This window comes from Anoxybacillus sp. LAT27 (genome assembly GCF_022030075.1).
GTDB classification, from domain to species: Bacteria; Bacillota; Bacilli; order Bacillales; family Anoxybacillaceae; genus Anoxybacillus; species Anoxybacillus kestanbolensis.
This window is the reverse complement of record NZ_JAIWYK010000071.1, coordinates 20,949-34,363: the sequence shown is the minus strand read 5'-3', so window position 1 is coordinate 34,363 and position 13,415 is coordinate 20,949. Positions and strand designations below refer to the sequence as shown.

At 39.8% G+C, this 13,415-nt stretch carries 17 protein-coding genes and 1 riboswitch; of the genes, 8 read left to right on the top strand and 9 right to left on the bottom strand.

Annotated features, from left to right (window positions below; genetic code table 11):
- Window positions 1-59: 59 nt before the first annotated feature.
- Window positions 60-944 carry a LysR family transcriptional regulator gene (locus LD028_RS06985; RefSeq protein ID WP_237811379.1) on the top strand — a complete coding sequence of 295 codons (885 nt, stop codon included), beginning with the start codon at window positions 60-62 and terminating at the stop codon, window positions 942-944.
- A gap of 26 nt (window positions 945-970) precedes the next feature.
- Here the strand turns inward: LD028_RS06985 and LD028_RS06980 are convergent, their stop codons facing one another.
- Complete coding sequence (locus LD028_RS06980) at window positions 971-1,666, bottom strand: hypothetical protein (protein ID WP_237811378.1); 696 nt, start codon at window positions 1,664-1,666, stop codon at window positions 971-973.
- Window positions 1,667-1,703: 37 nt separating this feature from the next.
- Window positions 1,704-1,787, bottom strand: a riboswitch (cyclic di-GMP riboswitch).
- A gap of 130 nt (window positions 1,788-1,917) precedes the next feature.
- On the opposite strand from LD028_RS06980, the gene LD028_RS06975 reads away from it, so the two are divergent.
- The 4 genes from LD028_RS06975 to LD028_RS06960 all read left to right on the top strand — a co-directional run bounded on the left by LD028_RS06975 (window position 1,918) and on the right by LD028_RS06960 (window position 5,736).
- The gene (locus LD028_RS06975) at window positions 1,918-2,628 is read left to right on the top strand and encodes an NAD-dependent deacylase (RefSeq protein WP_237811377.1); all 711 of its coding nucleotides are present in this window, start codon (window positions 1,918-1,920) and stop codon (window positions 2,626-2,628) included.
- A gap of 271 nt (window positions 2,629-2,899) precedes the next feature.
- On the top strand, window positions 2,900-4,420 hold the full coding sequence (adh, locus tag LD028_RS06970) for an aldehyde dehydrogenase (protein ID WP_077428238.1): 1,521 nt from the start codon (window positions 2,900-2,902) through the stop codon (window positions 4,418-4,420).
- A 62-nt stretch (window positions 4,421-4,482) separates the two neighbouring features.
- On the top strand, window positions 4,483-4,815 hold the full coding sequence (locus LD028_RS06965) for a DUF779 domain-containing protein (protein ID WP_237811376.1): 333 nt from the start codon (window positions 4,483-4,485) through the stop codon (window positions 4,813-4,815).
- A 99-nt stretch (window positions 4,816-4,914) separates the two neighbouring features.
- On the top strand, window positions 4,915-5,736 hold the full coding sequence (locus LD028_RS06960) for an MBL fold metallo-hydrolase (RefSeq protein WP_237811375.1): 822 nt from the start codon (window positions 4,915-4,917) through the stop codon (window positions 5,734-5,736).
- A gap of 24 nt (window positions 5,737-5,760) precedes the next feature.
- On the opposite strand, the gene LD028_RS06955 is transcribed toward LD028_RS06960, so the two are convergent.
- From LD028_RS06955 to LD028_RS06940, 4 genes are all read right to left on the bottom strand, one after another.
- Window positions 5,761-6,570: a DUF817 domain-containing protein gene (locus LD028_RS06955; protein WP_237811374.1), complete on the bottom strand. Its 810-nt coding sequence runs from the start codon at window positions 6,568-6,570 to the stop codon at window positions 5,761-5,763.
- A gap of 15 nt (window positions 6,571-6,585) precedes the next feature.
- Window positions 6,586-6,801, bottom strand: a complete 216-nt coding sequence (locus LD028_RS06950) for a helix-turn-helix domain-containing protein (protein ID WP_077428228.1) — start codon at window positions 6,799-6,801, stop codon at window positions 6,586-6,588.
- A gap of 10 nt (window positions 6,802-6,811) precedes the next feature.
- Window positions 6,812-7,231, bottom strand: a complete 420-nt coding sequence (locus LD028_RS06945) for a DUF2975 domain-containing protein (protein ID WP_255706924.1) — start codon at window positions 7,229-7,231, stop codon at window positions 6,812-6,814.
- Between the two features lie 378 nt (window positions 7,232-7,609).
- A complete protein-coding gene (locus tag LD028_RS06940; protein WP_237811372.1) occupies window positions 7,610-7,981 on the bottom strand; it encodes an iron chaperone in 372 nt (123 codons plus the stop codon).
- A 156-nt stretch (window positions 7,982-8,137) separates the two neighbouring features.
- Here LD028_RS06940 and LD028_RS06935 point away from each other — a divergent pair, with 156 nt between their 5' ends.
- Both LD028_RS06935 and LD028_RS06930 read left to right on the top strand, forming a co-directional pair.
- Complete coding sequence (locus tag LD028_RS06935) at window positions 8,138-9,112, top strand: ParA family protein (RefSeq protein WP_237811371.1); 975 nt, start codon at window positions 8,138-8,140, stop codon at window positions 9,110-9,112.
- The gene (locus LD028_RS06930) at window positions 9,109-9,495 is read left to right on the top strand and encodes a hypothetical protein (protein ID WP_237811370.1); all 387 of its coding nucleotides are present in this window, start codon (window positions 9,109-9,111) and stop codon (window positions 9,493-9,495) included. Before LD028_RS06935 ends, LD028_RS06930 begins: the two co-directional genes overlap by 4 nt.
- A 25-nt stretch (window positions 9,496-9,520) precedes the next feature.
- Here LD028_RS06930 and LD028_RS06925 read toward each other — a convergent pair whose 3' ends face one another.
- The 3 genes from LD028_RS06925 to LD028_RS06915 all read right to left on the bottom strand — a co-directional run bounded on the left by LD028_RS06925 (window position 9,521) and on the right by LD028_RS06915 (window position 11,813).
- Entirely contained in the window at window positions 9,521-10,504 is a 984-nt protein-coding gene (locus LD028_RS06925; RefSeq protein WP_006321803.1) for a TlpA family protein disulfide reductase, read from the bottom strand.
- 27 nt (window positions 10,505-10,531) lie between these two features.
- On the bottom strand, window positions 10,532-10,960 hold the full coding sequence (locus tag LD028_RS06920) for a thiol-disulfide oxidoreductase DCC family protein (RefSeq protein ID WP_129000187.1): 429 nt from the start codon (window positions 10,958-10,960) through the stop codon (window positions 10,532-10,534).
- Between the two features lie 73 nt (window positions 10,961-11,033).
- Window positions 11,034-11,813 carry a GNAT family N-acetyltransferase gene (locus LD028_RS06915; RefSeq protein WP_237811369.1) on the bottom strand — a complete coding sequence of 260 codons (780 nt, stop codon included), beginning with the start codon at window positions 11,811-11,813 and terminating at the stop codon, window positions 11,034-11,036.
- Window positions 11,814-11,974: 161 nt separating this feature from the next.
- On the opposite strand from LD028_RS06915, the gene LD028_RS06910 reads away from it, so the two are divergent.
- On the top strand, window positions 11,975-12,547 hold the full coding sequence (locus LD028_RS06910) for a Uma2 family endonuclease (protein WP_237811368.1): 573 nt from the start codon (window positions 11,975-11,977) through the stop codon (window positions 12,545-12,547).
- Between the two features lie 47 nt (window positions 12,548-12,594).
- Here the strand turns inward: LD028_RS06910 and LD028_RS06905 are convergent, their stop codons facing one another.
- Window positions 12,595-13,302: a DsbA family oxidoreductase gene (locus LD028_RS06905; RefSeq protein ID WP_043967077.1), complete on the bottom strand. Its 708-nt coding sequence runs from the start codon at window positions 13,300-13,302 to the stop codon at window positions 12,595-12,597.
- Window positions 13,303-13,415: the final 113 nt, after the last annotated feature.

Here is a 13,415-nt window from a genome sequence, read left to right as displayed (position 1 = left end):
TAGTAAAATAAATATAAATTATCAGAACTATTTATTTTTTTAATAATTAAGGAGCGAAAGTGATGTACGAACAATTAAAAACATTTATCACGTTGGCAGAGGTGAAACATTTCACAAAAACAGCAGAAATTCTTCATTTATCTCAACCGAGTGTGAGCTTGCATATTAAAAATTTAGAAAAAGAATTTCAAACGAAACTATTTATTCGTTCACCAAAAGAACTACAAATGACGCCAACGGGAGAACTGCTTTACGATCGAGCAAAAAAAATCATAGCTTTATATGAACAGACAAAACAAGATATTTTAGAACATCACGACTGTGTGAAAGGAACATTAAAAATTGGGGCTAGTTTTACGATTGGGGAGTACGTGTTACCTTCTTTTTTATTTTCCTTACAAAATGATTATCCAGAATTGCAACTTGAAGTAATGATTGGGAATACGAAAGAAATTGTAGAGCTTGTTCGCACGTATCAAACAGATATTGGTTTAATTGAAGGACAAACAAATGAGAAAGAGCTTGCCGTATACCCGTTTATGCAAGATGAGCTAGTTATCGTTGCTTCAAACGATCATCCACTCGTTCATCGACAAGACGTAACAATAAACGATCTACAAGATCAAGTGTGGATTACACGTGAATTAGGGTCTGGTACACGTGAATATTTTAATCATTTCATTCGCTCAAACGGGCTAAAAGTAAAATCGCTCATGATCATTAGCAGCAATCAAGGAATTAAAGAAGCATTAATGCGTGGAAACAGCTTATCTTTTCTTTCACGTCATGTGATTGAGCGTGAATGTAAACATGGTCACTTATCCATTGTTCGTCTCAATCATCCTCCTTTTTATCGAACATTCTCTTATCTTTATGCACCAACAATGAAAAACAATAAACTTGTACACTTACTTCTCGATTTACTCCAACAAAAAGGGATGTGACGAACAGTCACATCCTCACCTTTTAATCATAGTAGCTCAAGCAACTTCTTTTTATTTTGTTGTACTTTTTCATCTAACATTTTTACTTTTTCTTTCAACGTCTGTACATCCCAAACATTCGTGAATCCTTTCTTTTCTAACGCACGAATTTCATTTTTCATTGCTTTTAACTGGTTAGAAGTAGAAATAAGTTTTCCAATCCATTTATCTAGCTCTTCTTGTTTTTCCGCTTCATCTTGTTCGTCCGCTTGTGTGACAGCTGGTTGTTCAGTTGATTGTTCAGGCGTTGTTACAACTGTACCATCTTGTTCATTGAATGGTTGTGTCGCTTCCTCTGTTGTTGGTGTTGTTTGTTCACTTTGTGTTGTTGGTTCTACTTGTTGTTCTTTTAGCGTGCTAAGCGTTTCAAGCGCTGTTGATATCTCATTTAAACGGAGTTCGATCTTGCTCAACTTTTTATTTAATTCTGCTAGTTTATTTTTCAACATTTTTTGCTCTTTTTTCTTCTTAGCTAGCTCTTGTTTTTTCTTCGCTTCTTCTTTTTTCTTCTTAGTTAACTCTTGTTTTTTCTTTTGGGCTAATAGTTGTTTTTTCTTCGCTTCTTCCTTTTTCACTACTAGATAACTTTTTTGGGCATGTTTCGCTTGATCATGCTTTGCCGCAAAAGTAGGTGACGCAACAAGCATCGATGCTAGTAAAATCGGTAATCCTTTTTTAAACATTACCTTTTCCCTCCATTTCATATGTATGTTTTTTGGTAATGGCAGCTGGCTGGCATAGGTTTTTCCCTTAGCCCCTATAGCTTTGCGACGCTAAGTTTCCTTAGCTGTGCCTTTACTTCTTATTATACTTCTCTTATTTTCATGGACATGAATCAAAAGTCCTTATTTTTCTTGTAAACATATGTGAAAATAAAGGAAGAAAAGAGCGAATAAAGAAATGGTTATTGATAGACAAAAAGGAGGGAGACAGGTTGCTAGAAAGATGGTTGAAAGGGTCTTCGTATACAGTCGTATTTACTGGAGCAGGAATGTCTACAGAGAGCGGGCTTCCCGATTTTCGTTCGGCAAAATCAGGACTTTGGCGCACGAAAAATCCACAACAATTGGCAAGTACGTATGCTATGCAACATAATCGAAACGAGTTTATCGCATTTTATCAATATCGTATTCGAGCGTTGCTGGAATGTAAGCCACATGTCGGGCATATGATTTTGGCCGATTGGCAAAATCAAGGGCTTATTCATCAAATTATTACGCAAAATGTCGACGGCTTTCACCAACAAGCAGGCAGTACAAATGTCATTGAATTACACGGGACGTTGCGAACGGTTCGTTGCTCGCGTTGCAGGCAAATATACGACGCAAAACGGTATGTAGACGAACAGTTTACGTGCACATGCGGTGGCTTTTTGCGTCCTTCCGTCGTTTTATTTGGCGAATCGTTGCCGTATGATGCGTTTGAACAAGCATGGACAGCAGCCGAACGAGCAGACTTATGGATTGTGCTCGGTTCTTCTTTACAGGTATCGCCAGCTAACGAGCTTCCTGTCATCGCCAAACGAAGCGGAGCCAAATTAGTGATTGTGAACATGGAACCGACGCCATTAGATGACTGGGCAGATTTGCTTATACATGGTCGTAAAATCGGAGAAGTGTTGCAGGAAATTGACGCATTCCTTTAAAAGTGAGTGTGTTCCAAAAAGTGTGTACTTTTGGGACACACTCTATCATTTAACCTTGATTGTTCACAAAACATACCTTCGCCAATAATCTCCCTATCTCACACTACTCCACATTACATCTCTTTCAATTTTGTGTTTCGTCTTACAAAAACCTTCACTGAAATTTAAACTGACTGTCATGAACGTATCATATTCCTCCACAACTCCACATATCATTTGTATCAGACTTGGCTATTTTTTCATTTGAAAACGGATACAAGGGGGAATGAATATGATTTACGCTCAACCTGGACAACCTGGCTCGCTCATTACATTTAAAAAAAGATACGAAAATTTCATTGGTGGGGAATGGGTGCCTCCCATTGACGGTGAATACTTTGAAAATATTTCACCTGTTACTGGACAAGTATATTGCGAAGTACCTCGCTCAAAAGCGGCCGATATTGAATTAGCGCTCGATGCTGCACATGCGGCAAAAGAAGCATGGGGACGCACATCTGTCGCTGAACGAGCGCGCCTATTAAATAAAATTGCAGACCGAATGGAAGAGAATTTAGACATGCTTGCCGTGGCAGAAACATGGGAAAACGGAAAACCGATTCGTGAAACACGTGCAGCTGACATCCCATTAGCCATTGATCATTTCCGTTATTTTGCTGGTTGTATTCGTGCAGAGGAAGGCACATTAGCGGAACTTGACAACGATACCGTTTCTTATCATTTCAAGGAGCCGCTCGGCGTTGTTGGACAAATTATTCCGTGGAATTTCCCGATTTTAATGGCAGCTTGGAAACTCGCACCTGCCTTGGCTGCGGGGAACTGTGTTGTATTAAAGCCAGCCGAACAAACCCCAACATCCATTCTCGTACTGATCGAGCTGATTCAAGATTTGCTGCCAAAAGGCGTTGTCAACGTCGTTAACGGATTTGGCCTTGAAGCTGGCAAACCGCTCGCTTCGAACCCGCGCATCGCAAAGGTTGCCTTTACAGGCGAAACAACGACTGGACGTCTCATTATGCAATACGCATCTCAAAATTTAATTCCTGTCACACTTGAACTTGGCGGAAAGTCACCAAATATTTTCTTCGCAGACGTCGCTGCGAAAGATGACGAATTTTTCGATAAAGCGCTTGAAGGATTCACGATGTTTGCTTTAAATCAAGGAGAAGTTTGTACGTGCCCTTCACGCGCGTTAATCGAAGAATCCATTTACGATATATTTATGGAACGAGCATTAGAGCGAGTAAAACAAATTAAACAAGGCAATCCGCTCGACACAACGACAATGATTGGTGCCCAAGCTTCATCCGAACAACTAGAGAAAATTTTGTCATACATTGACATCGGTAAACAAGAAGGGGCTGAACTTCTTATCGGTGGCGAACGCAATATGTTAGAAGGAGATTTACAAGGTGGTTATTATGTCAAACCAACCGTCTTCAAAGGGCATAATCGGATGCGCATTTTTCAAGAAGAAATTTTCGGTCCTGTTGTGTCTGTGACGACATTTAAGGATAAGGACGAAGCGTTAGCGATCGCAAATGACACATTATATGGCCTAGGTGCTGGTGTATGGACGCGCGATGTGAATACTGCATATCGCTTCGGACGAGGCATTCAAGCTGGACGTGTGTGGACAAATTGTTATCACGCATATCCTGCGCACGCAGCTTTCGGCGGATATAAAATGTCAGGCATCGGACGTGAAACGCACAAAATGATGCTCGAACATTACCAACAAACGAAAAACTTACTTGTTAGCTATTCACCAAAAAAACTTGGATTCTTCTAATCATTCAGGCAGCGTCTCAAAAGCGCTGCCTTTTTAAAAGGCTTTTTGAAAGGATGGTGCACATGCAACCGAAAGTCATCGCAACCGATGCTGCGCTACAACTCATCGAAAAACTAAAAACGAAATATGGTCCGCTTATGTTTCATCAATCAGGCGGGTGTTGTGACGGGAGTTCACCGATGTGCTATCCACAAGGAGAGTTTATCATCGGTGACTCAGACGTATTGCTTGGTGAAATCGGAGGATGCCCGTTTTATATGCACGCTGCGCAATACGAATATTGGAAACATACCCAATTGATTATTGATGTTGTACCCGGGCGCGGTGGTATGTTTTCCCTTGAAGGATCGGAGGGGGTACGTTTTTTAACGAGGTCAAAACTTTTTGATTCATAGAGCTGCTTTAAGGCAGCTTCTTTTTTATTTTTACAAAATAACCTGAAATGAATGAATATTCATTCTTTTTTGTTATAATAAAAACGAGGGGGAGATAACATGTTATTAAAGAAAACGTTTGAACAAAAAACGGTTGCTGGTGTACATATCGCAAAAGGTTCGCTAACGTTTCAGAAGGTGCGATTAGCGGTGCATTGCTTTGCTACAGACGGCGTGTTGATTGATACAGGAGCAGCGTCATTAGCAAATGAATTTAAAAATTTTTTTAAGTCATTAGACATTGATCAAGTGGTGATTACTCACTTTCACGAAGATCATACGGGATGTGCTGCGTTTTTACAAAACGAACGACAACTGCCGATTTATATGAATGGGATCATGATTGATTATTGTAATAAACGAGCAGATTATCCAATATACCGCAAGTTTTTCTGGGGAAATCGCCCTCCTTTTCAAGCGAAGCCGATTGGAAATACGTTCTCCACCCGCCATGCGATGTGGGATGTCATCCATACACCAGGTCATGCGGTTGACCATCTTGCATTTCTCAATCGTGAAACAGGACAACTTTTCACAGGAGACTTATACTGTCTAGAAAAAACAAAAGTCATCTTGCGCGAAGAAAGCATTTCTACCTTGACTGACTCATTAAAAAAAGTATTAACGTACGATTTCGACGAAATGTTTTGTGCCCACGCTGGTTATATAAAAGACGGACGAACTGCTCTACAACGAAAGCTTCATTATTTACAAGAACTTCAAGGAAAAATTGTTGATTTGTATGAAAAAGGAGCGACATTAAAACAAATACAATCTGCCCTTTTTCCAAAGAAATATCCAATCACTTTTCTATCCCTAGGCGAATGGAGTTCTTTCCATATCGTTCGTTCGGTGGTTGAGGAATATCATACAAAAAAATGAGCGAACAGTAACAACGACTGTTCGCTAAACTATTTCTCTTTTCGTCTTAACCGCTATGATTGTTGTCTGCGGAATGTTCCCTTTCATCTGCTTTAACGTCGCAACGATGAGAAAGCTAACAATGACTAATAAAAACCATGAGCTCACTTTTCCGAGATGAACAATACTCCATGTATCCACTTGGTTCGGGTATTGCCAAGCACCAAAAAACGTAGCAATATTTTCCGCAATCCAAATAAAAAACCCGATGAGAAGAAATGAAAGGACAAGCGGCATGCGGTAACGCGTTCCATTCACCTCGTATATGACGGATGACGACCAAAAAACGAGCATAACAAGTGCGATTAACCACCAACGGACGTCCATCCAATAATGGTGGGTAAAAAAATTTAAATAAATCGCCGCAGCTAGTGGAACAACGATTGAAAATGGCGGCCATTTGACGAGCTCCACTTTCAACCGCCGCCACGCTTGGCAAAGATAGCTGGCGACACTCGCATACATAAACCCACTATATAAAGGCACACCAAAAAATTTCGTATAGCCTGCTTCTGGATACGCCCAAGACCCCATGTGCACTTTAAACAGTTCAAGCGCAAGCCCAATGAGGTGAAACATCGTAATCACCTTTAGTTCATCTCTCGTTTCTAATCCAACGCGCACCATCCACCATTGCATGAAAAGACAAATGATAAGTAGCCAATCATACCGTGGCAAGAAAGGAAGCGACACCATTTTTGTCACGGCTAACGAGGCAAAAATGACAACAGGAAACAAACAAGATAACGCTTGTTGCCAGCCAAAATGAACAAGCTGAATCAATGCTTTTCTCATCGCTGCTGCCCCCTATTACATCTCATCGTCGCTTCGGTATTCTAAAATATCGCCAGGTTGACAGTCTAACGCTTTACAAATCGCATCTAATGTCGACAAACGAATCGCTTTTGCTTTGCCGTTTTTTAAAATCGATAAATTCGCCATCGTAATTCCCACTTTTTCCGATAATTCCGTCACACTCATTTTCCGTTTCGCCAACATGACATCGAGATTTACAATAATCGCCATGTGATCCACCTCAAATTGTTAAGTCATTTTCCGATTTGATTTCGATCGCTTTTTGTAAAAGCTTTTGTAGCACCGCCGCAAACACCGCGACGACCAACGCTCCAAACACAACCATTAAGCCAATGATGATAATCCCTGGGGCGTCATCTAAATCGGCGGTAAGATAAAAAAACGGCATGCCTGCAACATACAACAAACTAATGGACGCTGCGCAATGTTTGATATGCTTTAGCGCTTTTACCGATAAACCAGAAAATACTTCGTTTTTGTCAATATAAGTGAGAATGTTGAACGCTTGATATAACGCAAAGAAAAACGGAACAGCAGTCACATAAAAAAAGAAGACGATCGGATAACGTAAATACGCCAGTTCCGGCAACCACTCCGCATAAAAGTTAGGAAACTTAGGCAAGACAAATACACATAACATAGCAACAGGAGCCCCGATTATAAAAAGAGCGATTTTCAAAAAAAGTGTCTCTCGTTTCACAACAAGCACCTCACTTCTACAATTTCCATTTCATTTTAATCGATTATTTATCGTTTTACAATAAATAATTATTGTTTTGGGTTATTTTTTTATTTCAAAACAAAAAGCATTCCCCTTTTAGAGAAATGCTTGCTCCCATTAGATTATTCCATCGAGCAATAAAACTCAAAATAATGGTTACTCCATAAAGGATAAAGATGTTAAAGTTTCAAAGTGCATTTATATCGCTTTATTCTAATACTCCCTTTAAAATCCAAAACATAGGCCATTTCCATTCCTCTCTCTCCAATAGGTACTGTATATGTGTTCGAGTGTTTTCTACTTTCGCCAAAAACTTGTACAATCCGCTTTCTCTTCGATATTAAAAGCAATCATTTTCTTTAGCAATCCATAATTTACTGGCTTATCCCATGGGATGCGAAACAATCCTTTCGTCGCGCTATAACCAGCTTGGGCAATTTCATCAGCAAAATGAGCCATGCATGCTTCTTCAGGTGACACACTCACATGGTGTTTGGCTGTAGCAAAGCCGATGATAAATGTCCCGTGATCGGTAAACATAGGTGTATTCCATTTGATTTGCGGTTGTAACTGTGGGAACGTATCACAAACCCACCGTAAAATTTCCTCTACTCGGTTACGATGGTCGACATGATCAATCTTTGCTAAATATTGTTCAAAAACTTCCATAAGTGTTCCTCCTCGCTACATCTCTCATCTTCTGCTATCAACATTATGACACAAAACAATATGTCCATCATCCTAATATTACGCAAATAATTCGTCATAACTTTGCACTTTTTCTCATACACATGAATCGTCCATATGCAACAGGAGGCGATCATCATGGAGCAACAGGCGAAAGTCGTTAGTATTATCAACTGGAAAGGCGGGGTGGGAAAAACGACCGTCACTCATCATTTAGCGACAGGACTACAACATTTATCATCCGACGAATTAGAACTGTTTGGTTTTGAACATGCTCAACCAAAAGTGTTGTTAGTAGATGCAGACGCACAATGTAACCTTTCTATTTCATGTTTAACACCCGAATGGTTTGAACAATTAGCCTATCATAAAACACCTCCGATCGGCACATTGAAAGATTTAATCGAACATTACTTGAAAAATGAGCATCCACAAGTAGATGTGGACGACTTTATTTTAAAAGCGTGCGTGCGAAGTAAAAATGAGAAAGTGTATGAACATATTGATTTGCTTCCAGCACACGCTGAACTTATCCATACAGACATGGATATTGCCGTTTACTCAAGGCCATATTTCAAAGAACATTTATTTGGTTCGGACATTTATAAATTTCAAATGCTACACCATATTTTAAACACGATAAAACATGAATATGATTTTATTTTTATCGATTGTCCACCAAATTTAAATTACATTACGCAAAACGCCCTGTACGCAAGCGATTACTATTTAATTCCCGCGATTCCTGATCGTCTTTCTTCATACGGTATCTCAGCCATTAAAAATAAAGTCGATGAGTTAAACGAAAGATTTCAGTCGAGTTCAAAAGAATATAGCCACACAAAACTGATCGGAATCGTCCTCAATTTCATTCGCGAATACGGAAATCAACCAAAACAAACACAGGAAAATATGATCACTACATTAAAACGTACGCTTTCGTCTGACATGATATTTAACAGCTATTTACCATATGGTGACGCCATCACGCGCGCATCCATGCTCAGTTATCCTGTGTTTGCTGTTGAAAACCATCAAGGGAAACAAAGTGAATGTGTGAAGAAAATGACGCTCGAATTTTTAAACCGAATTGGTGGGGGAATTGTTGTATGAACGTAAACACATTAACGCATATGTTAGAAAAAGCACTCGTTCTTTTAAAACATTATGAGCATTGTACAGTCGAAGAAATGCTGGATGATCTTTCTGCAAAGTTGCAAAATCAAACACGAAAAAAGCAAAGCACAAACGTAACGGACTATGCAAACGTCATAAAACAAATGAAAAACATGAACAAAGAGGAAGCAATGACATTTTTATCGTCTTTCAAAAAAGAACAACTACTTCAGATCGGATTACAAATGAATATGAAATTACAAAAGAGAGACACAAAACAAATATTAATTGAGTCAATTGTATCCCATTGCAGCTTTCCTGAACTATATGCCCAAATGGCAAATAGAAAATCGCAAAAACAAATGAGCGAACAGATATAAATAGCTGTTCGCTCAACATGCGACCTCATTCCGACAAAACGGTTCGTTTCATCATATCATATGAAAGTGGACCGACATGTTTGCTACGAATGACTCCTTGTTCATCAATGATATACGAAGTCGGAATGGTGATCACTTCATATGTTTTACTAACCGTCCCTTGCTCATCAAGCATAATATCGAATGATACTCCTTTTTCGTTAATAAACGTCTCGACAGCCTGATGATTTTTTTCTTTATTTGTCAAATTGACCGCTACAATCGCGACATGTTGTCCATACTGTTCATAAAATCGTTGCATCTCTGGCATTTCCGCACGGCATGGAGGACACCATGATGCCCAAAAGTTTAAAATCACTTTCTTCCCGCGAAATTGAGACAGCTTCATTTTCTTACCCTTTAATGTCATTAACTCGAAATCAGGGGCAATTTCTCCTACATCAATTCCAATGTTCGAAATCGCTTGCTGTGAAGTTGTTTCTTTTGTCATATCCGATATGGATGAGAAGATGAAGACGAGAATATGGAACGAAATAAACAATTGCCATAACTTTCTCGTCGTTTTCATACGTGAAGAAACGATAAAGAAAACAACAGCGACAACAGCTTGTAGCCAAATAAAGCGATCTTCTGGAAATCCACTTCCCTTCCATAAAAGAAATACAATCCAATATCCAAAATATATCGGGGTAGCTACACGTATATAAGTGTCGAACGAAATATGCTCTTTTTTCAAATGCCAATATGTATAAAAAACAATAAACACAGCCGCTAAAACAAGTCCAACAACGCCACCGTTAAAATAAAGAAGCGTTAACGGATTTTCCAGCACCATGTTTGGATGTACAATACCGTAACTCAATTTCCATATGACTAAGCCATATATGAAACTGTTAAAAATAACATCCATCATGCGTCGTTCCGCTTTTAAAACGAACACACCATAATAAAAAAATAAATATGTCATAACCAAACTTGCTACAAGCAACAAATTTTCTCCTTGAATCATTTTTCCTCCTTTGCTGACAACAGTTCCTTATAAAAAGCGCTTCTTTATATCCTCTGTCGGAACAAAGCAGCAATCCTTCTTTCCGAACCAACGATACCTATTTTTCGCGATCCAATCATATACTTGATCGCGAATAGGAGAAGGGATAAGAATAAGCCAATATAAGTACTTCCAAAACCCTCGCAAATGTTTGCATACGCGTAACGCTGCAGTAGATTTAACATAGTATGTACATTCATCGATTAATATAAAACTATCGAGTTGTTGGGGAATATGATATTTTTTCAACAACGCTTGCCCTGCTTCACTTTGCAACGAAGCAAAATAAAAATAAGCTTTTTCGTCTCTTTCAATAATAAAACGAACCGTTGCACTACAAAAATGACAAATGCCATCAAATAATATGATGTGCATGACCGACCAATCCTTCCCCTTCCGTTCATCTAACCTCTCCATTATAGCTCACCTATGCAACAAAAGAAAAACGTGAAGCTCGGCAACTTCACGCTTTTCATGTCATAGCTAGAAATTATCCATACATCGTCCACATCCCGATATCATAAAAACCGAGTCTTTTATAAATGCGTCCCGCATTCGGATTGTCATAAAATAAACATAACGTTTTTCCAGCGCGAACGTAATCTTCGATAACTCGTTTCATAATTTCGCTTGCATACCCTTTGTGACGATCATTCGGATCTGTGCAAACGCCGACAACCATCGCAGATAGCGTATTTTCTGCAGTTGTCGCAACAGACGACACCATGCGACCATCTTCCTCGATATAGTACACACGCCCTGTATTTGTTTCTAACGATTTGACAAGCATATCACGCGATGAAGGGGGCACCGAAAATTCGGCAATACGATTGCGCAATTCAAGTATTCGATCGACATCATCAATCGTTGCTTGTTTTATTTCATATCGGTTTTCCGCTTCTGGAAATGTGATTTCGTTACATTCACAAAAATACGTGACACGCTTTTTTCCAAGTGATAAGAGAGATTCAAATTTTGCGACAAGCTCGGTTTTGCCTGAGAGTCGAACAGACTGAGCAGCATGTCTCATAATTTTCGCAAATCCTTCTATATCAAACTCCCCCGAAGCATATGGAATATACGAATCATAAAATCGCAACAATACAGCTCGCAACTCGCCATTCTCATCAAAGTCGCCCCACAGCTCTTGAAACTCTTGCTCATATCCAAACGCTTCAATATCACCGATAATAAAAAGATTCAATGAAGGCTCCTGCTTCAAAAAAGAAAACACAACATGATGATCTGCGCTATTCAACTTACGAATCATGTCCATCTCCCTTTACGATCAATATTAATTCTACTATAGCAAATATAAAGACAAAATTTTGTCGAAATTTGTCCAGACAAAACAAATGAAGTGTCGGTTTCGTCGTATGTCAAAAGTACTTTCTCATTATGATATAATGTAGAAAAAAGGATGTGGGAGAGATGGAAAAAGCACAACACGGTCGTATGTATTCATATAAAGATATTCAGCAATGGGAAGGAAATTGGGAACTGATTGACGGTATCCCTTATTTGCTTGCATCGCCTTCGTATATTCATCAATATGTCGTCGGCGAACTGCATCTCGCCTTAGCTCCTTACTTCAAAGCACGTGGATGCCACCTCATCTTGTCCCCATTTGACGTGCAATTCGATACAGATAACAATGAAGAAGAAGCACAAACCGTTGTACAGCCAGACTTATTCGTCATTTGCAACGTAAATCAACTGAAGAAAAACCGAGTACAAGGCGCACCCGATCTCGTGATCGAAGTGTTATCCGCTAGCACAGGAATTAAAGATCGAAATCAAAAATATTATTTATATGAAACAAACGGCGTGAAAGAGTATTGGATGGTCGACCCAAGCAATCGGACGATTGAAGTCATCGGCTTAGAAGACGAGCGGTTTCAAAAACGCGCAGTATTCGGCCCGAAAGATGTTTTAACGTCTTTTTTGTATCCAGATTTAGCAATTTCGCTTAATTCCATCTTGCATATGGACGATGTGGAATAAGATAAAGCCGGTCTGGATTCCCTAGCCGGCTTTTTATTTGCTGGAATTTAGTCGATAGCGCAATTTTCGTCCGTGCACGTTTTTCCTTTTTCCGCAAGCAATTGTAGCGATGAGGACTGCTGTTCTTCTGCCCATACTTTTTCTAATGCTTGGCGGAATACGTCGACGGGCTGAGCGCCAGAAATCGCATATTTTTGATTGAGCACGAAAAACGGTACACCGCGAACGCCGAGTTGAGCCGCTATCGCTTCCTCGTTTCGCACGTGTTCGGCATAACGTTCGCTATCAAGCACCGCTTCCGCCTCTTTCCGATCAAGCCCTGCCGCTTCAGCAAGCTCCAGTAGCACGTTGCGGTCGCTAATTCGCTTCGATTCGGTAAAATAGGCGTAAAACAACCGCTCCACTACTTCATCAAGCTTCCCTTTTTCCTTCGCATATTGCGCGAGACGGTGGGCATCAAACGTATTGGTCGGTTTCATCGTCTCAAAACGGAACGTAAGACCAAGCGCCTCCGCTTGCTTGCCAATATCGGCGTTTGCCCGCTTCGCTTCTTCTACGGAAATACCGTATTTTTGCGCAATCATTTCGTGAATGCTAAATGGCGTTTCTTTTTTTGCATGCGGATCAAGTTCAAAACTACGGAAGACGACCTCGACATTCTCCCGATGCGGAAAAGACGCAAGCGCCTCTTCTAACCGCCGCTTGCCGATATAACAAAACGGACAAACAAAATCGGACCATACTTCAATTTTCATCGTCACACCTCGGTTTTGTCCTCCAGATCGGAGGGAATTTTCTTCCTTATTGTAACGAATATGTTTTTCTTTCTTCAAATCATCTGCTTGCCCTATCCTCACGCCATTTTTCG